Here is a 22580-nt window from a genome sequence, read left to right as displayed (position 1 = left end):
TTATAGATTTTTAGTTGCTGGCTTTACATTTTTCAAACTATAATATGATAAGATTTCTTCGCCTTTTTTGTAATTGCCCATATAATGAAGTCCAAGTTTTTCTAACAGTCTAATTGATTTAACATTATCTGGGATTGTAATGGCTATTATATTGTCATACGTATTTAAATTTTTTATTTTATCAAGATAATATCTACTCGCTTCAAAAGCATATCCATTGCTTTCAAAGTAGGGTAATAAAGCAAATCCGATATCGGGAAACTCTTCTTCTTCTCGATTGAGCAAAGTAATTATTCCAATTGCCTTCAGCGTATTCTTTAATTCGAAAATGGTATAAAAATAATTCTCATTGGCGAGTATCCGTTTTATATAATTTTCGGCATCTTTTTTATCGGAGACATTTCTATCACCGATAAACTCCAACCAACCTTTGGAATTGACCAATTCAAAAATAAAATCGACATCTTTTAAATTTATTGGTCTTAGTCTTAGTCTTTCCGTTTCTATGGTTGTATACACTTAAATTAACGTTTTTAAAGCTTGCAGTTCAGGGTCTCGGCTATGAGAAGTTGCGTGTCCCGATAGCTATCGGGATTGTGAAGTAGGCGAGAAAAAATAATTATTTATAGCCATTGATCTAGCCCGTTTTTATTTTTTTAAATCATCTGAAAAATGTCCTTTGTGCTTTCCTTTTGAAAATTTCTCTTGATTAAATTCTGACGATTTTCCTTTTGGAATGGACAAACTTTTCCACTTATTTCCCTTAATCATTCTGCCTACATATACAATCTGTCCGATGTGATAGGAATAGTGGGCCAGTTGTCTGTTTATCGCTTCGAGAATTGAGTGTTCTTGATTTCTGATATAAATTTTAGTCTCAAAGTTGTCCGGATTAACAGCGTCCAAAGCATCGAACAAACATCGCCATCCGTCATTCCATTTTTCAATGAGTTCAGCCCTGGTCTTTATAACCGCTTCAAATTCTAAATCTCTATTCCGCCATTCTTTTTCTCCGTCAGAAGTCAAAAAATCTGTCCAGCGCGATTTCATATTCCCCCAAAGGTGATTCACGGTTATTGCTATTGAATTTGATTCTTCGTTATACTGCCAGAAAAGGTCTTTTTCATTTAACTGGTCAAACGTTTTTTCACCCAAATACTTATAATATTCAAATTGCTTTTTGACACTGTTTAAATATTCAGTTTTCATTTTTAATTTATTTCTCACATTGTCTACGACGCAATGACTCTGCCTTCCCAACATCCGCAGCTACAGCCGACAAGTATGATTTCGTCGCGCTTTCAGCGAGATGAATTATAACCATTGTTGGCATAGGTTTTTATTTTTTGTATTCTCTTCCGTTCTTAAATACCAAAACTACTGTCCTAATATTTTCAATTTCATCTATAGGATTCTCCGAAAGTACTACAAGATTTGCAACCTTTCCCTCCGAAATAGAACCATACATATTGTCAATTCCAATAGTTTTTGCATTGTTCAGAGTTGCTGCCTTAATGGCCTCGATATTAGAAATTCCACATTCAGTGAGTAATATGACTTCATCTTGAACCCATTTAATGTTTTCATTAAAATCAGTTCCTGCAGCAATGGTTACACCATTTTTATATGCTTCTGTCGTTATTTTCTGAGCCCAGCTATCCATTGAAGCTACATCCATTTTAATTCCAGCGTTTAAAAGATGTTTCGTAGGATTATCACTTTCTGAGTTGTTTTCTGTTTTAGCTTTACTAGGTCGGAATTTTAGGCTCCAAGCAGATAATGTTGGTTCAAAAATTATATCCTTTGATTTCATTTTATTAAAAAGTTCTATAAATACTGAATCATTGGCTGCCGTATTTATAAAATCTTGGCGAGGTACAGAATTTCTTATGGCCTCGTTGAATGAGTCAGGCATTTTACTTTCCTTTTCGAAAATCATTCCAATACTGTGAGATAGAACATCAACTTGGGCATTAACTGCATCAGAGGGCTTACTTGGGAAAATGCTAGAATGGCTCCACATTTTTAGACCATTTTCATGAGCTACGGAACTAACTTTAGTGAGTAATTCAGGTCTTACATTAGAATATACTTTTAGCCCCGTCACGCCAGCTTCTTTGGCTTCAATTACAATTTTTTCTAAATCAGATGTGTTTTCTATCAGTCGCATCCAAGGAGCAGAGCCAGGTTCAAAGCCCATATTAGCAAATTTGGTTCTGGGATCCTTGAGAAATTTGGGACCAAAAACATTGGCTGAATAATAGATGTCAGGGCCTGATAAAATGCCTTGTTGAATTTCTTTATTTAATGATTGGTACATTCTCGCATCTCCTCCCATATCTCGAACTGTTGTTATTCCAGAATAAAGCAGTTGCTTTAAAATCTCTTTTCGATTTTTTGGCCTAAAGAGATGAACGTGAGAGTCAATTAAACCGGGAACGACATAGTGCCCTTTTAAATCAATTGTTTGTTTAACGCTATTCACATTTGCGATATCACTTTTTTGGATAGATTTGATTCTATCGTTCTCAATTATGATAGTCATATCATCTAATTGAGATAAATTCTCTACATCTACTATTGTAAGGTTGGTTAGCGCAATTGTATAATCGGTGGTTTCTTGAGAAATGAGGTGTGTAACAAAACTTAGTAAGAATGTTAGTAGTAAAATTGTTTCTATTTTTCTCATTCTTCTTAGTTTTTTTAATGTATGCCTACGGTTTTGGCCCTACCTTTCCTGCAATCGCATTTACGGCGGTTTTGTATATAAGCCATTTTAATGGGTTAAATACGTTGTTGATCTTTCGTTATTTAGATTTCCTTTCTTTAATAATTGAAAGTATTTTATCAGATGATATAATCAGGTCTTCATAAAACTTTTCCAATGCATTACATTGGTAATAGCGAGAAACTAGTAGCGTCTCTAAAATTTTGTCATTAAGAAACTGGTCGCGATCTATCGTTGATATTGGTCTGGGATCATCTTTGTAGTAAGTAGCCAGGAATTCAAATTCATTATTTTTTTGAAAAATAGTTGGATAATTTTCATTCAAATATGGTTCATATTTGGTTTGTATCTGGCTGTTGGAAATATGTTCTCTTTCCTTAGTTCTTTCAATAAGTGAATAATAGTCTAGTATAGCCGTTCTCAATTCATTATTTAAAGCGGGAATTTCATTCGATTGATTTATAGTCTCAATGGCGTTAGTGTTCGGACTGAACTTAAATTCTTGATATAATTGTATCAGATACTTTTTAAGTTGGGAATCCAAGGATGTTATAGTCATCATTTGAAACATGGCTGAATCTGCCGCTAATTTTCTTGTGGTAATGTTTTGCTTTAAGATTTGGAGTTGTAGTTGATCTTCTAATAAATTCTCTTTTAGTATTACAAGATGGTCATCTATGTCTTTATTGAGCTTTATTTGTTCATTCCAATTATTGATTTGTAAAGCAATCAATATTCCAATAACAACAAGGATTATTTCGCCTATGGCGTATTTCAAATACTTTCCTGTTTTATTTTCACTCATAAGGTTGTAACGAATTTTACGAAAGAATTTTATCATAGGCGAGGATCGTCAAAATGCATTCTAATTATCTCAGTTAAGTATAAGTTTAAGATCTTAAGTTACTATTTTTCCACTTAGTAATGCCCTGCTTTAAGCAGCGTTGATTTGTCCTTAATTGAAAGTATTGTTAAGATTATTGTTTTAGAATTGAACCCCAAGATCAGCCGGGAACTGAGGAGGTATTTCAGATATGCCCTCCCCCAGATTTTGCCTTAAATCGATTTCAATTCCTCTTGAAATGGTTGATATAGGGACATCATTTGAAGTTCCCTCAAAAGGGTTTTCTCCGGTTCTGCCGATTCGCTCCATGGTATGGAACATCCAGGCGACAGCCGTATAAATTGGTATGGTAAACCAAATAAAATGCGCTCCCCATGTGGGGTAAATAGCAGAAATTTCATTCCCAATATCCATGAATTGCGGTACCAATGCCATGGGCAAGAGCAGCAAAAGCAGCCACATAAAATAATGGTTTAATGAAGCGTATTGCCGTGGATAGGGAAAGTTCTTTATGCGCTCGGTTTGCCCTTGAAGTGTAAAGAGTTCTTTAATGAGGTTTTCGAGTTCAAGAAATGAAAATTCCCAGATCATACCTTGTTCTTTTAACTTTCTAAGATGATGTGATTGCGAATAGAGTAATGCGGTTTGCCGGTTGTTCTTGCTCATCACTTCTTCAAGATCGCTTTGGGAGAGATAGGGTTTAAGCTCCTCTTCCAGACTGGATAACTGTTCAGGAGGCTTTATACCCCATTCGGTATTTGTTCTGTGGTTGCTGGTAGTTTCCCACCTTTGTTTATTTCTCATGGCATATCTCAATGCAGTTAGCCATGCAATATGCCGATACGTTAATGCTTTTATTTCTTTCCTAATGGTCTCCTTAGAAACGCTTTCTTTTGTGTGTTCATCAGAAAGCATATCCTGAACAAATACTCCAAAAGTGCGGGAAGTGTTGACTATACCACCCCAGATTTTCCGTGCTTCCCAAATACGTCCATAGACCGCATTGTTTTGAAATCCAATCACGAATGCCACTGCAGTTCCAATTAACGCCATGGGAGTCCATGGGATTCTGAACCAGGATAAATCCAGGAAATAATAGATGGCAACCCATAATCCGATGATGACTATAAACCAAAAGGTCTCAAAACGGGTCCATCTAACCATGTCGGTTATTCGATATACTTTGCCTATGTACATATGATGCGGATTTGTATTTTATTAAACAACAGAAAAAAGTATCGTTTCAATGTCTGGTATAGCTGTGAAATTCTATTTTCCTCAATCAAGATACGGAAGAATGGTGTAAATTTTAGTGCCTTATCCCATTAGCCCCCAATAACTAGTAATAGCATATGGTTTTGGTTCTTCTTTTTAATTCGGGGATTACGGATTCTTCAAACCATTCATTCTTTTTAAGCCAAATATTATTTCTGGGGGAAGGATGGGGAAGCGGCATATACCTTGGGAGGTATGTACCGTAATTCTTTACTGTATCTGTAAGGGTGTTTTTGGCTGATTCTTTTAAATAATATTTCTGGGCGTAGGTACCGATCAATACTATTAGTTCCTTATTTGGAATATGGTCCATAACAAGATCGTGCCATTTCGGGGCGCATTCAGGTCTTGGGGGCAAATCTCCACTTTTGCCTTTGCCGGGATAACAAAATCCCATGGGAATTAAGGCAAATAAGTCCTTATTATAGAAAACTTCTTTGGATATACCCATCCAGGATCTTAGTCGGTCACCACTTTTATCATCCCAGGGGATACTGGTTCTATGGACTATACTTCCTGGGGCTTGACCGATGATGATAATTTTGCTATTAGATGAAGCGGATATCACCGGATTCACCCCATGGCTTAAATGAGGTAAGCAAAGGGTACAATTCTTTATTTCTGAAAGCAGAGATTCCATTTGTAGGATTAAAACTTTATTTGGCGGCAATTAAAATCTCGATTGCGACAAGGAGAATTTCTCCTATAGCATATTTAAAGTGTTTCACTGTATTACTGCCAGCCTAAGCTTTAGCGAAGGGTTTATGAAGCACAACGGTTCAATGTATGAGCAGTGGCGGATTTAATTCTACTTCTTTTCAGATTTTAATATACTTTATTTAAACGAAAAACGGTTCGAGCTTTCACTCAAACCGCTATTGCTTAAACACCTTGTTATGTGCTATCTTAATTTTTTCACAGCTATATTTTTTCTTTTAAATCACATGTACGAATGCCAAATGGTGCATAAAGTGGACAAAAGCTAATTAAACTGGTTAAAACGAAAATACCTGCAAGTATCAAAAGGATTAGACCTAAAGTTCCCGAAATGATTCCTGTAAAATAAAGAATTCCAACGATCGCAGCGATTATTATTCGAATAATCCTATCTGCACTTCCCATATTTTTTTTCATCTCTTAAGAATAAAATGTTGTAGCATTATTGCTCTACAAAGGTAAGTGGCGTTATAGACGTATGCAGTGACTGCGGTCACCACTCGCTAATAATTTTTATTTCACCTGCATGCTGAATAACCTTTTCATCTGTCTCAAGTTTTTTCAAAACCCTGGTTATTACTTCTCGGGCAGTCCCTAATTCATTTGCTATCTGACTATGGCTCATTATAACGGAATTACTTTTAGTTAATTCTGATTTCTTTTTAAGATGGTCATAAAGTCTCTTGTCCATTTTGTCCAATAGTAAATGACGAATTGTTTCTAAAAGCTCAGAATAACGTAAATTAAATTGGTTATAAAATAAGTTATTAAAACCAGGGTACTCTTTAAGCCAATTTGGTAAATACTGAACAGGAATTAGAAGAATTTTAGATTCTTCTTCAGTAGTTGCAAAAACCTTACTTGGCGTATTTTTTAATGCCGCATAAAAAGTCATTACGCAGCTTTGAGCCGGTTCTATGTAATAAAGTAGTAATTCCTTTTCATCAAATCGCGAATAAACTTTTACAAGTCCATTAATAACTATTGGCAATACTTTTACATATTGTTCTTCTCTTAAAATTTCAGTGCCTTTTGAAAATTCCTTAAGTGTAGATTTCTTAAGTAATTCATCTAACAACTTTGGTTTTAGAAAAGACAATATGTTTTTATCAAATTCCATCAATTGCCGCATGGGTTTTCAGGTTGCACACAACGGTTTTCGCTATGAGCAGTCACGTGTCCTGATAGTAATCGGGATTCAGAAGTAGACGAGAACGGCGCCTTTACTTATCGCCATTGTTGGGCAAGGTTTTTTCGCCCTTTATCATTATTTCTTCCCGATACCGAATTTCTTTAAGTTCATCGTTGTAATACGTAAGTTGTTCAGTCCAATTATCATCCGCTTGAGGTCGATATTCATATTTAACCTTGAATATGGGATTACCTTCAAGGTCTACTATATTCTCTAAAACAACTATTCCATTGTCGTTGAACGTCCTTTTATAGTAGTCAATTACTTCTTCTTTAGAGTTTAAAGACCCAGTAGAAATGTGATTTCCATTTTTATCATATTCATTTATATAACCGTATAAAGGTTCATCTGTAATGGCATTAAATGCCATCCCTTTCAAAATTCGGCCTTCATTATCTAAATCATATGTATAAATCGTAGTTAATGAATCGCCTTCAAAATATTTTGACCCTGTTTTGTGTCCTTCATTGTTGAAATTATAAACTTCATATCCATACATATCTGTCATATTCGATTTATAAAATCGCAATTCCGTTTGTTTTCCATTTCTGTCATAGACTTCAGCTTGATTACATGAAAAGCAGTCTTTTAGGCTATCCTTTACTGCAATTCCGTTTTCCATCTTAACAGAGTAATAATGCGTTACAAGCATTTTGGATTCGGTTCCAATTTCAGTTTCAGTATCTTTTGTTGTCTCTTTTTGTTTACAAGAAAAAGTAAAAACCAGTATTAGAGTAATAATGATATTATTGTATTTCATAGTTTGTTTTTTTATGTCGCGCAACGGTCTCGTCTATACGTAGTACGGATTATCAACTCACTTCATTGTCTGACTACCGATAAGTTTATTGCTTGTACTCACTTTCATATATGCTCTTTTGCCCGCATTGTCTATAGCTATTGTTATGCGTATGTGGTATTCCCTATTCACCCATTGATTAATTCTTAATGAGCCATCAGATGTCAGTAGAATTTTTCTATTTTTTTTTATAAGGACGACCTAAAACCTCTGTTAGTAATATCCACTGAATTATGGTCGCTCCAACGGCAATTTTTATAAGCCAATTAAATCCCTCACCTAACCTAAAGAAAAGAAGTGCAACCGGAAATAATAATATAGCAATAACCAGAGGTTTCCAATTAATCTTTGACCATTCATAACACGGAATTAAATGCTTTCCATTTTTTTCTTGTACCACTAAAGCAACAGTTAATATAAGAAACAAAATAAATGGAACTAAGAGCCATATAAATGAAATATTGACTCCCCACGTATCGAACGAAACTTGTGTGCTAGAATGGAAGTTACCATAGACAACAGCTCCGGTAATCAATAAGTTCCAGCTAATTATCATTATGTGATAAATAGTCCTGAATTTGCCTCGTCCTTCAAGATAAAAGACCAATAGAGCCAAAAATACGATTAGGGGTGGTAGCCAGTAGTCTCCTTTTAATCCTTCTCCGCCAAAATTGAAAATACCCCAACCAGATATTTCAGGCTTTAGCAACATTCTCATTGTTGTAGTCCAAAAAAAAGTTGTGGTTAATACATTCCAAACCAGGACTGGCACCCTAAGGGGAAGTTTGATTATATTCATTTTATTGCTTTACTGATGACACATAAGGTCCCGGTTTTAATGTAGCCGTTTGTTTTTATGATTAAACACAGCCTTTTGGCAATATTAATTAGCCTTGTTGTGCTTCGTTATTCATTATTCAATTTTACCTAAACCTTAGTGTGTTAGCTATCCAAAGAAAATCATAGGAAGATCTAACTATTTATATGATGTTCATCTTTAATTTGGCTGACAGTTCATTTCTATAAATATCATAATTATTCTTCAATATATTTCAAGATGTACTTCTTAAGTTCCTTGGCCTCATTGGAAAGGCGTATTTTGCTCCGATGGTTTCCGAGCAGCATTGCTTTTATGGAACTTATTTTGTTGGCAAAGTCAGTCACTTCCGGGCTGTCTGAGTTACGTTCAAAAAAGGATAAGTCGAGCCTATTCACTTCAGATTTCCATAAATCCGGAATTACGTTGGCTTCGTAAATTGAATTAGGGTCCAAATAAGCCATTGAGATGGGATCTTTCAACTGAATAGTAATGTTATTATTGAAAGTTTCTTTTTTCTTGAGAGACTCGAAAGCTTTATAATAATCTAATATTTTGAACCTCAAAGTATCAGAGACTATTAGATTTATTTTACCTGAAGATTTCATGTCTTCAAAAACAATATTATTTCCTGAAAACGATGTTATACCCTGAAATCTGAGAATTGCTGATACTAGATGGGGAATATCATTTTTAATTTTTTCTGCTCGAAAACTTTTTAAAATTGTCGTTTGAGCTTGAAGTTGCAAAGTATCCCTGCTCATACGTCTTTTTAGTTCTTCAATATCCTTATCCAGGTTTGCAATAATTCCTGACAAATAATTCTTTTCAGTCTTTTTGTTTAGCCTGTTTTCATTCCAATTATTAATCTGTAAGGCAATTAAAATCCCAATAACAACTAGCACAATTTCACCAATAGCATATTTCAAATACTTTCCTGTTTTGTTTTCCATCAGTAAGTTTTGTCTAATTTTTCTAAAGAATTTAATCATTGGTTGGTGGTTGGTCCGGCGCCGATAGCTATCGGGGTTATCGGGAATGAAGCACATCGTGTTTGTTTATGGTCAAGTTGCGAATCTCATTAACTAATTTGAAAAAAAACGAGCTCGAGAAAATTCCGAAGGAATTTTCCAAATAGGCACTTGCCAAAGCAATTAATTATACACGGTGTTGTGCTTAGTTATCATTAGTTTTAATTTCTTTTTCTATTAGATCTAAAATTTCTGTAAGTGATTTTAAAGCCTCTTTTTGAACGCGAATTAAAATATTCATTTGAACAATTTCAGATTCAACCTTATTTTCGAATTTTAAATCATTTAGTAAGTCTCGGTTATCCACATCAAAACCGGATTCCGGAAAAGCGTTACTTGTTATTGTTAGAGAATTAGAAACGTTATCTACATTTAGCCAGCTTCCATTTTCTTCAATCAATATTTGAATACCATTCATACCTTGTCTGATGTTTTCCTCACGTTTTTTTATTCTTTCAACAACGGGTGGCCAAGAAGATAAACTGTTCCTTAATCTCTGATTCTTAATAATCTTTAATCTTCCAGAATTAATTAAGTCGTTTAGAGCACCTTTCTTGGGGTAAAATTCTCCCATATGATATAAGGTCTCCAGAATAATATTGAATTCATTTTCTGTTACAGGTTTAGGTTTTTTTCCGGTGTAATTTAAAATGGAAATTTGAAGTTCTTTAATTTCAATATGACGCCCCACTAAACTATCCAAAATTCTTTGGTTATAAACAAAGTCTTCTTTTAAGTTTAACAGTATTAATCGCTCTTCCTTACTTTCATTACGTTGCTCATTCCAATTATTTATTTGCAGCGCAATCAAAATGCCAATTACAACGAGTATAATCTCACCAATGGCGTACTTTAAATACATTCCAGTCTTTCCTTGGGAAAGTAAATTTTGTCTAATTTTTCTAAAGAATTTTATCATTGGATATGGGTTAGTCCCTATAATTATCGGGATTCACAAGTAGGCCAGAATAAACAATTACTGATGGTCATTATCTCGCATTCGTTGTAAATAGACCAAATCCTAATATAGCTATTAAAGCTCAATTGAATTTATTAAGTCCTCAACAATCTTCTGAGCTTCCTTGTATTCAGTTTTTAAGTTGCTAGTTGTTATTAATCTATCGTCTACATAATTTTCAAATTGTAGGTTGTTCAATAAATCTTCACTATTAAAACCTATTCTTGAAGGTTGAATTTTGATTGGATCTGTGTAAACATCAAAATTTCTTAAAGAAGCTTTGTCTCTTAAAAAATCAATATATTTATCGTTACTGTCCCTAAAATCTTGAGTATATTCAATCGTGTTATCATATTGTCTTTCCCACGTAAATAACTTTTCTTGCAGTTTCAGATTAGTTAATTGAGAAATTTTACCAGAGTTTTTTAAATCATTAAGGACATAAGAACTCGGATTCCATGTAGGGGTAGATAAAGTAAATGATATAAGGCTATCGAGATTAGTGTTGTTGGAATGACCTAATATCAACAACTTCATTAATTTATTTAAATTGTTATACACGGAATCGACTCGTTTAATATCATAGTTTAATTCTATTAGATTTTCCGTCAATTCCTTTTTTAGACTTTTTAAAACCTGTTTTTCTTTATTTAATTCTATTCTTGTTTGATTCCAGTTATTGACTTGTAATGCTACAAGTATCCCAATGACCACAAGTAAGATTTCGCCAATGGCATATTTCACATACTTTCCAGTTTTGTTTTTCTCCATAAGGTCGTAGCGTATTTTTCTAAAGAATTTAATCATTGTTTAGCGTTTGGTTTTAATAAATCACAACGGTTTTGGCCATGAGTAGTTGTGTGGTTTAGCGGTTAATTTAACGAGTAGACACCAAACTGACACGAGCGTTACGAACTGGTGCTATCAAAATCCGCGTCCTGATAGCTATCGGGATTCAGAAGTAGGCGAAAACGGCGCCATTACTTATAGTCATTGTTGTGCTTTCACTATTTATTTTCAAATCTTTTGATTTTTCCCGCTTACAATCCCTTACTTATTTAAGATGGTAAATGCTTTTCCAAATGTTTTGTAGAATTTAATCATCAGTATTTAATTCAATTAGTTTCAGTGTTTCAGATAAATAATCATTAAACACCTTATATGAGTTAATTGCATACATATAGTTTAAGGTATTATTGTATACCTCATTTTCAAATTCAATGGTTCTAATCGTAGTGTTGTAATCGATTTTGAAATTTGATTTGGCAATATTTTTTAAGTTGAGATCCTCCTCAAAAAAATCAGGTACCGCCATATTTCTCAAAAGGGCTTTGTCCATTAATGAAGGAATAAAAAACCCAAATAAATAGTCTCTGTATATTACGATATCATCTTCAGTATCTGTTTGATAATATGACCAGTTTGATAGTTTTTTTCTCAAATTATCATCTTTTATTAGGTTTATGGATCCTGTATTGAGCATTTCGTCTATTGACCCAGTAATGATGTCAATTGATTGGGTCTTATTAATGATATCATCTAATAATTGTTCAATTTCAGAACCGTCAATGATATCATCAGCCATAATAATTTCGAGTAAATTTGCTGACGCTTCATAGGCTACCATAAAACTGCCAGTAGCATCATTAACATTTCTGATATTAGTTTGAAAGTCTGTTTGAAGGTTTTTTAAAATGGCTTGTTCCCGATTTCTATCTTTTCTATCTTCATTCCAATTGTTAATTTGAAGTGCAATTAAAATTCCAATAACTACAAGGATAATTTCGCCTATGGCGTATTTCAGATACTTTCCGGTTTTGTTTTTCTCCATAAGGTCGTAGCGTATTTTTCGAAAGAATTTGATCATTAAAGGTTAGTTTCTCTAAATGTATAATAAATAAAATGGATAGCGTTTTGTCCCGATGGCTATCGGGATGAAGCACAACGGTCTCGGGATTCAGAAGTAGGCGAGAACGGCGCCATTACTTATTGTGATTGCTGTAAGGCCTTATTTATTCGATTCTTAAATTCAGTTTTATCGTCAACGTGCAATGCTAGATTCTTATATTTTCGTTTAATTCCAAATAGTCCAATCAATGTGTTTTTTTCTTTTAATCTGATGACAACATTATGGGGTTCCAGTTCTCCCAAAAATGATAGCTTCCGGGTTTCTGTGTTCAATTCTATATCTTTTGATGAAATTTCAATGCTGTCAATGCTAGATAAATCAATAGTCGTTTCGTTCATAATGCCATATCGAACGAAGAGTTTGTTGTTTTCAATTGATATTGGTCTTTTGAACATTGATTTTACAAATCCGAAAATTTGAACACCAGAATAAATACTCAAAAAAGTCAAGATCCAGGCAACAGTAGTATTCCATTTCGCCAATAAAATATGAAAGGTAATAGTTTCAATAGCTACGATAAATATAATTGCAATTAATAGAGTAACCGTTCCACTTTCTTTGTGATAAGAAAATTCATTGTCCTTCAACTTCCTTTTTTTCCAATGAACAAATCCGTAAAAGAAAACAGCGATTTCGGTTACTACAGGTATAACTACTGCTTTTGGAAGTATTTCATAGCAAGTGGTTTTTAAAGTTGTGAAAAAATCAATCGATTCTGTTTTGTGCAGTTGATATCGTTTTATTGCTTTCCGAATGTTGAAGATGACAAAACATAAAATTGATAGTTCCACGATTGGAAGCACCCACGTCTTAAAAAGATTTAGATAATATTGATTTTCAGCTGGAAGTATGAGCGAACAAATAATAATACCAAGAATAAAGAATGGAACTACTGTTGTTTTCGGAATATTTGTTTTTCTAATTAATAGAAAATATACCAGCGGTACAGTGAACAATAAATCAAATGTAACTCCAATAAATAAAAGACCAGGATTTGTGCTAAATAAATTCGATTTGGTGATGAACACCATTATTCCGATTATAAATAATGGTATTCCGAAAATCATGAGGTTTTTCTGAAGATTTAGGGCTTTGTTCATTGGTTTGTTTTAGGACTTAAAATGGTTCGGTATATAAGTCGTTATAATGAGTTATATACCTTGTTGTGCTTTCGTTATTTTTAATTCCTGATCAATTAACTTAAAAATTCCTATTTTAACTTACTGATTAATTAATCCGAAATATTGGCTTCCGTTTCTTCCTTTTTTAAGTTCTCATAAATACCTTCACTTACTTCAGATTCTGAATTCATGATTAAGTCCACATAATCTCTAAATTCCACAAAGAAAAGAGATTTTCTATTTTGCCAATACTCTTGCCAACCAGGTTGCTCTTTTACAGCTCTAATGGCCGCCGTAAGTGATTCTTGAACATTCTGATCTAATGTACCTTGATTTGTCAAATAGTAACTATTTTGAAAGGATAGAATTAAACCATGAATTAAAATAGTAGCTTGATATATTTCGCCGGTTGATTTTATGCTTTTCGGGTCCTTTAAATAGTCCCACATAAGTTGGCTTGATTGCGCACTATTACCAGTCGCAGTATACCAATCAACTGTCATTCCATTTGCAGAATTTGCAGTTGCAGATTTTGTTGCAATAGTATTTTCTCTAAACTGAAAACCAACAAAAATGAGAGATACAATAATTGCAATACCTCCAATTATTTCAGTAATTATTGCAATTTTTTTTAAACTGTATTTCATAATAATAATTTTATCTAATCTAAGTAATAGTTTACTCAATTTTATTCTCCAAAGAACACAGCTCGTTTTATTATAGAATTTGACAACTTGTTAGCGGTTTCTGATAATGAAGCACAACGGTCTCGGGATTCAGAATTAGGCGAAAACGGCGCCATTAATTATGGCCATTGTCGTACCACCTTATTTTTTTATTCGATTATATTTTTTGAGTGTTTCAATCAGTAAGTCGTGTGGAATAGCATAAGCTTTATTTCCATTAATCCCTTCCATTGTTTCGGCAGCTACCATTGCATTTATTATTGCTTCTTCCACTGCTTGAACCGTAGCTTCAAATACTGGCATCAATAGATCATTTGACATAGTTTCGACTGTAGTCATTTTATCACGATTAAATGCCTTTTCATTTGCCGTTGAAAATGCTAAAAATATGTCTCCTGAACCATTGCTTCCTCGTCCGCCAACAATACCAACTCCTAAAGGAATTCTTTGTGCAATTCTTTTTAATTGATGTGGTAATAAAGGAACATCGGTTGCAACAATTACTATAATAGAACCATCTCCTTCTTGTCTTCTGGATTTCGGTGGTGCTTTATATTCATAGTTCAAAGTGTCTTTTAGCTCAATACCTACTGGAACACCCGCTATTGACAGGTTTCTTTTAGCTCCAAAGTTAGATTGAACAATTGCTCCGACTGTATAAGTTGAATCCTTGATTTTGAAAACTCTTGATGATGTTCCTGTACCGCCTTTAAAACCCAAGCACATCATACCAGTTCCTCCACCAACATTTCCTTCAGCTATTCTTCCACCTGAAGAATTTTCGATAGCTTCCAAAACGTGTTTTTCTTTTACGTGAAACCCGTAAATATCATTAAGAAATCCATCATATGTTTCAGCTACTACTGGATATGTATACCACCAATTTTCTCCACTATACCAGTCTGTATCAACATACCATTTCAGTACAGCTTGCCTTACTTCTCCAACACTATTGGTGTTTGTAATCATAATCGGCGTTTCTAGAAAACCTGATTCTGTAACCCAGGTTGTACCTGTCATTTCTCCATTTCCATTAAGACTATACCAGTTGGCATATACCGGACTAAATTTTTTGGACTTTCCTCTGGGAAATATTGCAGTAACTCCTGTTCTTATAGGTCCTTTGCCTACGATGTTTTCTCCTTCTCCAGAAATTATGGTACTATAGCCTACTTCAACGCCTTTAACATCCGTTATGGCATTAAATGCGCCTGTCTTTCCAACAAACGGAACGCCTAAATCTCTTGCTCTTGGTTTTTGTGCATAAGATTGAGAAAAAATAAGAATTACTAAAAACACTATAAATACTCTATTCATATTGGTTAGTTTTCAATTTGGTACAACGGTTCTGGCTATAAGCCGGCACGGCCGGGAAATTCCAAAATACAAATTCCAAATCCCAATTCCTATCGTGGAAATTTCTGTCTTAGGAATTTGGTGCTTAGTGCTTGGGATTTATAAGCGTTAGCCGAAGTGATGGCTTATAGCCGTTGTTATGGTTAGTGTTTTTTTATTTGCTCAAATTCAATATTCTAAGCGCACCTTGAATCACCAAAACAAAAACGATTGTTCCTACAATTAAATCAGGTTTGCTTGAGTTCAACCAATTTACCATAAGTCCGGCGACTATTACTCCCAAGTTTATAATCAGATCGTTGGATGTAAATATCATACTTGCTTTCATATGAGCTTCTTTTTTACTTTTTGACTTTTGTAAAATGTAAAGACAAATTCCGTTTGCAATTAGTGCGAAAATCGAAACGATTATCATCGTTGAAAAATCAGGTAGTTTTTCTGTTCCGAAAAACCTTCTCAGAATTTCCACAAACCCAATAACTGCGAGTGTAATCTGAAAATAACCTGCAAGTTTGGCAATCCGTTTTTTTCTTATTAAAGTTCCACCAACTGCAAACAAGCTAATTCCATAAACGAAACTGTCTGCAAGCATATCCAGACTATCTGCAACTAATCCCATTGATTCTGAGATTATTCCAGTTGTCATTTCGATTAGGAAAAAGGCGAAATTTATTCCGAGCACCGTCCAGAGAAGCTTCTTCTGGTTTAAGTTTTCATTAAATTCCCTTTGTTGGATTTGTTGAGTTGATATTTTCTTTCCGCCTAAATTCAGTTCGAGAACGGACTTTTCGATTAAGTCAATTTCTCCGCTGTGAAAAACGGTCAGTTTTTGGTTTGTAATGTCGAAGTCTAAATTCGCGATACTTGAGATTCCATCCAATTTCATTCGGATTAGATTTTCCTCCGAAGGACAATCCATTTTGGTAATCTTAAATATCGTTTTGTTCATTCAAATTCTCGTTTTTTGAGCTTTAACGTTTTCGTGTATGATTCCGTTGCGGTTGAATCCCTGACTGTGGCAGGCAGGCGCTAGGATTCCGCCCTAGGAATCAAGTTTAAACTAAGTTAGGAAATAATCCTTGTCTTAACCAATTAGAGCAATGGATTATACACGTTGTTGGTGGTGTGTTTTTTTATTTAGCAAATCGAAATACAAGATATATGACTAGGAAGAATAGAATGAGTTTTACAAGGGTACCTATGAAGGAGTTTTTATTTCGCTCTTTACTAACATATAGATGATCAAAGTCTTTCCTCCCAAAGAAAATAAGATATCTTACAAGAGCTCCTATCCATTCAGACGAATGCGCATGATGATTGGTTTCTGACTCCCAAATAGGATCATGTTTTTTCGAGGTTTCGGAATTAGTTTCTATGTCTTTCGTTGTCTTTTTAATAATGCTTGGTTTTTAAATGTGTTACAACGGTCCTGGCTATGATTTGATTCCGCTGTTCGCTTCGCTCGGAACGGCGCGGCTTTTGGGGAGAGCTACGTGTTGGCTCTTCCTCTTTAAAAGAGGAAGAAATTAGCGCCTGCCTGCCGGTAGACTGGCTGGCAACAGCGAGCCCCGGCCACTCTGCTATTTTAGCCAGTTCTAGTTTTTATTAAATGTAGGAAATTTTGATATAGTTCTAAGGCAGCGCTGAATTATAGCCGTTGTTGTGCTCTGTTACTCCTTCCAGTTATCCATTACTCTTTTTAAATCAGAGCCTTCGGTTGCTTCGATTATTTCGAAATATATGCCATTTGGATCTATAACATGGGCGATATTAACACGAGTAAATGGACTTGTAGTTGATTTAGTACATTCCAATCCCAAACTATGAAAAGCGCTCACCACTTTCTCATTATTGTGCGTCTCTAGCCCGAAATGATCTATTCCTACCGGATGTTCTTCATCAGCCGGTAACAGTTCTATAAATGTTGATTTATTAATTTGCACATAAGCGAAAATTGGTTTGCTTTCTTCCTTATTAAATCTGTAAATCATAGGAAAACCAAGATCATTTTGATAAAAGTCTACTGCTTTGTTAAAATTACTCACCCTTAATCCTACGTGATTGAGACCAAGAATTTTACCTTCATCACTATTCTTGGGATTATGCTTTCCAACAATTAAACCTGAAATGAATAATAAGGGGGCTACTAGGACAATTATAACTTTAGTTTTCATTGAGTTTGGTTTAATTGAGCACAACAGTCTAGTATATGAGTCGTTTTAATGGCTAATATACATTGATGTGCTTTCGTTATTTATTTTACTTTTTTCCAATTAATTCCTCCAGTTTGTTTTACGACAATTTCATCTTGTTCATTTACAATTGTGAAGAAAACCCTATTTTCATTGATTAGCTTTTTGTTGGAAATAATGTGAAATTGTCCGACAATAGAATCAATATTGTCTTTATAAAACAATCGTTTTTTGTCCTCATAAACAGTTACAATTATACCTGGCGCCATTTCAGTTTCCCATTCTCCAACTAAATTTTTAAAAAGGTCTAAATTGTAATCAATGATGTCATCATCAATTGGCTTATTCAAGAGCGTTGATATCTCCTTATAGCTTTTTTGTGCTCTATTCTTATCTCCTAGAATATAACCAATATGAAAGTTTACTATTGTGGCATAGTGTTTAACTTCATTTTTATATAAATAGTCATTAAGCATATAATCAAACATTTCTTTATTCTCGCTGTAAGACCCTGAATAGGAATACCACTCGTATTTATCAGCTCTCTTTTTCATATTTTCATTTGACATATTTTCAATCAAATCCCGATAATTTTCGTTAAACTTATTGCTGTATAAGAGACTCAAATCTTTGAATACAGGTTTATATTTTTCGGGTATTGCGTTTATTTCCTTCGTCAAATTATCATATGCCATTCTTTGCTTTAATCCTCCATTATACCAAGTAGTTGCAGTCGAAAGATTAGGATATTTATTACTTGAATAATCGTCATATGTTAATTTATTATTTAAAATTAGGTCAAAAATGATCTGTTTATTACTGTAAAAATCTAATTGGTAATTAGAAGCTTTTATCAAATTTTCTAAATCTAGAAGGACTTCGTTCATTAGTATATCTGTTCTTTCTTCAAATAGACGAATTTGATTTCGGTTGTTAATATATAAAGCTATTAGAATGCCAATAACAACAAGTACTATTTCTCCGATGGCATAAGCCAGATACTTTCCAAATTTGTTTTCAGATAATAGTTTTTGTCTAATTTTTCTATAGAATTTTATCATTGGTTAGTGGTGTCTTGTAATGAAGCACAACGTGTTTGTGTATGGCTCGTGCCGTTTTACCGGCAGAATGAGTTAAACGAAAATTAATTAAAATAAAAGGTAATGAATTTTTGTGTTTGCCAACGGCATGTGCTATAAGCGTTGTTGTGCTTTCGTTATTTGTTTATTGCATTTTGCAACTCGTTTCTGATTTGCTTTACTCGGGGAATACTTCTTCTTAAACGAGGTACATATCTATTATAAACCTGTTGGTAACTATAGATTACGTTATGCCTGTACTCTTGACTGTTCACGAAGTAATCCTGTAATTCCGGACTGCTGTTGTCTTTTGTTATTCTTTTGTTTATCCATTCAGGATACCAACTATAATTATCTTTATAGTTAATGGTCATTAATCTTTGGCTTTCAGAAATTGTTTGTTCTGTTCTAATGAACCACTCTAATTGCTCATACATTTCTATCACTTTCAACGATAAGCTATCATTAACAGATATTGTTTTTAGGCGTTCAACTCCTGATTTATTTAGGATAGTATTTAGACTTCCAGCGATTATTCTTGATAATCCATCATCCAATAATTCCACTGTTCTGGAATCTGAAACAACATTATCGAAAACAGGCTTTATCGATTCATACCTATTCAAATTTTCCGAAAGTTCAGCTATATCGTTATCTAGTTCAAAAACTATTTGGTTGTAGATTTCTCGAATTTCCTTTTGGACTTTTCGATTTTCATTCCAATTATTGACTTGTAGTGCTAAAAGAATTCCTATCATAACTAATGCAATTTCTCCAATTGCGTAAATCAGATATTTACTGAACTTATTTTCAGTCAGCATTTTTTGTCTAATTATTCGAAAGAATTTTATCATTGGTTATAGATTGTTCTAATAATGGAGCACAACGATGCTGGCTATGATTGCGGCGCGGCTATGGGGGCGAGCTTCGCGTTGGATCTTCCTCTTTTGAAGAGGAAGAAATTAGCCGTGGCAAAGCGAGCCCTGGCCACTCCTCTATTTTAGCCAGTTCTAGTTTTTATTAAATGTAGGAAATTTCAAGGAAGTTCTAAGGCAGCGATGAATTATGGCCGTTGTTGTGCTTTCGTTATATATTTAATTCCTTTGTATTTCTACCTCAATTTCGTTTATCAACTTGCTTAAATAGGTAAGAATCGCTTCGTCCGTAGATGATTTATAAATAGATTCGTCAATCATGTTTTTAAGAATAGCTCTACGCGATTTATCCGAAAATATAACTTCAATGGGGTTCTCTAAATTGGCCAGATCCATATACCCAATTCCACTTTCAACTAAAGATTTATTCCATAAAACGGTCGTATTATATTCTTTATTTGAGTCGTTATGTGTCCAATCAAAATAATTATAATACTTTTCGATTTGAATTTTAAGCGCATGATTTTCCATTTTTGAAAATAATCCTAAACTGCTAAATTCATCGATAGTCCTTTTAACTGGATAGGTAGGTTGATACCTAAACAGCCAAACAAGGCTGGTGTTTATAAAATTAGTGTCATATTTAGTTGGCACAGGGCCTTCCCATCTCCAACTAGGATCTTCCCACACTGGCAAATTGTTGTTATCAGAAAGAAAAGTCAGTTTTTCTTCTGGGTTGTATAAATCAAGCATATAGATGCCAGAATGAATACGAAAAATATGATAACGTCGGCCGCTCTTAATAATCTTAATATCTTCCTTCATATCCTGCATTAAAGCGCCTAAATAAAGATTAATATTATTTTTTATAATTCTTTCCTCATTCCAGCTATTGATTTGTAAAGCAATCAATATCCCAATAACCACGAGAACAATCTCTCCGAAGGCATACTTAAAATACTTTCCAGTTTTGTTTTCTATAAGTAAGTTTTGTCGAATTTTACGAAAGAATTTTATCATTGGTTAGCTGTTTCTCGAAAGGTAGGATATTTAATTTATCGAGCTTGGGATAATGAAGCACAACGGTTCCGGCTTTGGTTTGGCGCCTAGGGGCGCCAGCCTTTACGTTTTGTTTTTATTTATCCCTAAAATAGCAAATTATCCCAGACCTCTGAGGGCGATAAACCATAGCCGTTGTTGAGCTTTCGTTATTTGTCAAGTTCATCTCTAATCATTTGTAATAACTCATTTATCTCTTTGCTAATTTCAATGAGTAAATCCCTATTTGAAGTTAAAATACCATGAACGTTTCTACATTCAGAAACTAATTCTTCGTAATTTTCTTTGAATAATAATTGGTCAGGATTTTCAGTAACATTACCTACGTACCCGATTTTCTTAAATATTACAGGAAATAGTCGGGAGTGATATTTATTTTCAATTGTGGCATCCATATTTGCGTATCTTTCATATTGATAGTCATAAAGATTAATTAATGAAGCCTTAATTTTCGTTGATTTTAAAAGGTCCATTCCATTATTTGAAACGATAGAATTATAAATTCCAGTCTTTGGGAAGAAACTAAATACTCCTATTTGTATATCTTCAATTAATTGATGCAAATTAATTTCTTCAAATTCAATTGACTCTTGACTTGCTTGTTTTAAAATCAATTCTTTCTGTACATTTAAACTCTTACTTTGCGATTTAATTATTCTCTGAACTTCAGTTGAATCTTGAACGAGTGAGTTACGTAAATTGAGATAAATTTCGTTGGCTACTTTTTGCGATTTCCTGTTTTCATTCCAATTATTTATGGATAGCGCAATCAAGATTCCAATTACTACAAGAAGAATCTCTCCAAATGCATATTTTAGATACTTTCCAGTTTTTCCCTCTGAAACCAAGTTTAATCTTATTTTTCTAAAGAATTTTATCATTGGTTAGCGGTTGGTTATAATGAAGCACAACGGTCCTGGCTATGATTGTGGCGCGACAAGGAGGGTGAAGCTTAGCGTTGGGTTTTCTGCCCACGATAGCTATCGGGGCAGAAAAAATTAACGTCGGCAAAAGCGAACCCCGGCCACTCTCCTATTTTAGCCAGTTCTAGTTTTTATTAAATGTAGGAAATTTCAATTTAGTTGGAAAGCAGCGCTGAATTATAGCCGTTGTTAGCCTTTCGTTATGGTTTCTGTAACTCCTCACTTATCATATTCTTGATTTCGTCAAGCTGTTGTAAGTTTTCGAAATACCAAACATTTTGATCTTTTCTATAAGCAATCATTGTATTTAAAATGCTCAGATACTCATTTGAAGTAAGCAGAGTATTGTAATTGAATGGCTTCATACTGTTTCTCATCGCTACAGACTCAAATAGCTCCACTAATATTGGGGAAGCGGTACCGTAGTAATAACTTTCTTGTCGAAAAACTAAGGTTTCAATCCAGCCCATGTTGTAGAAATCACCTAGGGCTTTTATTAGGCTATCATTTTCTACTAAATTAAGACCAAATACCTTTAAACTTTCATATCCTGGATTTTTTAATACAGGTGTGCTGTATTGAATTGCTTTTGAAAAATGGAGGTCCAATGAATCGTGATATGGGAGATTATTTTGAATTTGGTGCTTTATTAATTCAGCAGATGTATTCCCTTCTTGATTATAATTGATTACAAAGTTCAACTGAGTGTAATTGTTGGCCAGTGAAATTTCAATATCCTTTAATAATTCTTTGGCGATCGATTTTTGTTTCTTGTGCTCATTCCAATTATTTATTTGGAGCGCAAGCAGGATTCCAACTACAACCAGGAAAATTTCCCCTAATGCATAGGGAATGTATTTCCCAATTTTTCCCTGGGTCAAAAGTGATTTCCTGATTTTACGAAAAAATTGAATCACGAGTTAAATATTTTCCATAATGAAGGCTAACGGCCCCGGCTATGATTGCGGCGTGGCTTTGGGGGCGAGCTTCGCGTTGGCTCTTCCTCTTTTGAAGAGGAA

Annotated in this window: 24 protein-coding genes; all 24 read right to left on the bottom strand. The window is 34.1% G+C overall.

Features of this window, described 5'->3' with window-relative positions; all coding sequences use genetic code 11:
- Entirely contained in the window at positions 1-519 is a 519-nt protein-coding gene (locus tag EQY75_RS05185) for a GNAT family N-acetyltransferase (RefSeq protein ID WP_129603483.1), read from the bottom strand.
- A gap of 129 nt (positions 520-648) precedes the next feature.
- On the bottom strand, positions 649-1209 hold the full coding sequence (locus EQY75_RS05180; RefSeq protein WP_129603481.1) for a DUF1572 domain-containing protein: 561 nt from the start codon (positions 1207-1209) through the stop codon (positions 649-651).
- A gap of 130 nt (positions 1210-1339) precedes the next feature.
- On the bottom strand, positions 1340-2689 hold the full coding sequence (locus EQY75_RS05175) for an amidohydrolase family protein (RefSeq protein ID WP_129603479.1): 1350 nt from the start codon (positions 2687-2689) through the stop codon (positions 1340-1342).
- Between the two features lie 118 nt (positions 2690-2807).
- Complete coding sequence (locus tag EQY75_RS05170; protein ID WP_165200401.1) at positions 2808-3533, bottom strand: DUF6090 family protein; 726 nt, start codon at positions 3531-3533, stop codon at positions 2808-2810.
- A 180-nt stretch (positions 3534-3713) separates the two neighbouring features.
- Positions 3714-4769, bottom strand: a complete 1056-nt coding sequence (locus EQY75_RS05165; protein ID WP_129603475.1) for a bestrophin family protein — start codon at positions 4767-4769, stop codon at positions 3714-3716.
- A gap of 142 nt (positions 4770-4911) precedes the next feature.
- The gene (locus tag EQY75_RS05160) at positions 4912-5487 is read right to left on the bottom strand and encodes a uracil-DNA glycosylase family protein (RefSeq protein ID WP_129603473.1); all 576 of its coding nucleotides are present in this window, start codon (positions 5485-5487) and stop codon (positions 4912-4914) included.
- Between the two features lie 281 nt (positions 5488-5768).
- Positions 5769-5981, bottom strand: a complete 213-nt coding sequence (locus EQY75_RS05155) for a YgaP family membrane protein (protein ID WP_129603471.1) — start codon at positions 5979-5981, stop codon at positions 5769-5771.
- Between the two features lie 76 nt (positions 5982-6057).
- Positions 6058-6684 carry a Crp/Fnr family transcriptional regulator gene (locus tag EQY75_RS05150; RefSeq protein WP_129603469.1) on the bottom strand — a complete coding sequence of 209 codons (627 nt, stop codon included), beginning with the start codon at positions 6682-6684 and terminating at the stop codon, positions 6058-6060.
- A gap of 103 nt (positions 6685-6787) precedes the next feature.
- A complete protein-coding gene (locus EQY75_RS05145; protein WP_129603467.1) occupies positions 6788-7516 on the bottom strand; it encodes a hypothetical protein in 729 nt (242 codons plus the stop codon).
- Between the two features lie 217 nt (positions 7517-7733).
- Positions 7734-8354 carry a hypothetical protein gene (locus tag EQY75_RS05140; RefSeq protein ID WP_129603465.1) on the bottom strand — a complete coding sequence of 207 codons (621 nt, stop codon included), beginning with the start codon at positions 8352-8354 and terminating at the stop codon, positions 7734-7736.
- Between the two features lie 236 nt (positions 8355-8590).
- On the bottom strand, positions 8591-9325 hold the full coding sequence (locus EQY75_RS14065; RefSeq protein WP_174719393.1) for a DUF6090 family protein: 735 nt from the start codon (positions 9323-9325) through the stop codon (positions 8591-8593).
- A gap of 223 nt (positions 9326-9548) precedes the next feature.
- On the bottom strand, positions 9549-10322 hold the full coding sequence (locus EQY75_RS05130) for a DUF6090 family protein (protein ID WP_129603463.1): 774 nt from the start codon (positions 10320-10322) through the stop codon (positions 9549-9551).
- A gap of 114 nt (positions 10323-10436) precedes the next feature.
- Entirely contained in the window at positions 10437-11132 is a 696-nt protein-coding gene (locus EQY75_RS05125) for a DUF6090 family protein (RefSeq protein WP_217349974.1), read from the bottom strand.
- 325 nt (positions 11133-11457) lie between these two features.
- Positions 11458-12192, bottom strand: a complete 735-nt coding sequence (locus EQY75_RS05120) for a DUF6090 family protein (RefSeq protein ID WP_129603459.1) — start codon at positions 12190-12192, stop codon at positions 11458-11460.
- A gap of 155 nt (positions 12193-12347) precedes the next feature.
- A complete protein-coding gene (locus tag EQY75_RS05115; RefSeq protein WP_129603457.1) occupies positions 12348-13370 on the bottom strand; it encodes a hypothetical protein in 1023 nt (340 codons plus the stop codon).
- Positions 13371-13501: 131 nt separating this feature from the next.
- Positions 13502-14038 (bottom strand): hypothetical protein, encoded by a 537-nt coding sequence (locus EQY75_RS05110; protein ID WP_129603456.1) that lies wholly within the window; start codon positions 14036-14038, stop codon positions 13502-13504.
- Between the two features lie 180 nt (positions 14039-14218).
- Complete coding sequence (locus tag EQY75_RS05105; RefSeq protein ID WP_129603455.1) at positions 14219-15394, bottom strand: DmpA family aminopeptidase; 1176 nt, start codon at positions 15392-15394, stop codon at positions 14219-14221.
- A gap of 193 nt (positions 15395-15587) precedes the next feature.
- Positions 15588-16382: a cation efflux transmembrane domain-containing protein gene (locus tag EQY75_RS05100; RefSeq protein WP_129603454.1), complete on the bottom strand. Its 795-nt coding sequence runs from the start codon at positions 16380-16382 to the stop codon at positions 15588-15590.
- A 721-nt stretch (positions 16383-17103) separates the two neighbouring features.
- Positions 17104-17607 carry a VOC family protein gene (locus tag EQY75_RS05095; protein ID WP_129603453.1) on the bottom strand — a complete coding sequence of 168 codons (504 nt, stop codon included), beginning with the start codon at positions 17605-17607 and terminating at the stop codon, positions 17104-17106.
- An 80-nt stretch (positions 17608-17687) separates the two neighbouring features.
- A complete protein-coding gene (locus EQY75_RS05090) occupies positions 17688-18686 on the bottom strand; it encodes a hypothetical protein (RefSeq protein WP_129603452.1) in 999 nt (332 codons plus the stop codon).
- Between the two features lie 155 nt (positions 18687-18841).
- Positions 18842-19525, bottom strand: coding sequence for a DUF6090 family protein (locus EQY75_RS05085; protein WP_129603451.1), 684 nt, complete (start codon positions 19523-19525; stop codon positions 18842-18844).
- Positions 19526-19798: 273 nt separating this feature from the next.
- Positions 19799-20599: a DUF6090 family protein gene (locus tag EQY75_RS05080; protein WP_129603450.1), complete on the bottom strand. Its 801-nt coding sequence runs from the start codon at positions 20597-20599 to the stop codon at positions 19799-19801.
- Between the two features lie 188 nt (positions 20600-20787).
- Positions 20788-21519: a DUF6090 family protein gene (locus EQY75_RS05075; RefSeq protein WP_129603449.1), complete on the bottom strand. Its 732-nt coding sequence runs from the start codon at positions 21517-21519 to the stop codon at positions 20788-20790.
- Positions 21520-21761: 242 nt separating this feature from the next.
- Positions 21762-22478, bottom strand: coding sequence for a DUF6090 family protein (locus EQY75_RS05070; protein ID WP_129603448.1), 717 nt, complete (start codon positions 22476-22478; stop codon positions 21762-21764).
- Positions 22479-22580: the final 102 nt, after the last annotated feature.

This window comes from Muriicola soli, from assembly GCF_004139715.1.
Classification (GTDB): Bacteria; Bacteroidota; Bacteroidia; order Flavobacteriales; family Flavobacteriaceae; genus Muriicola; species Muriicola soli.
Note: the sequence above shows the minus strand (reverse complement) of the source record. Positions and strands in the feature narration are given on the sequence as shown.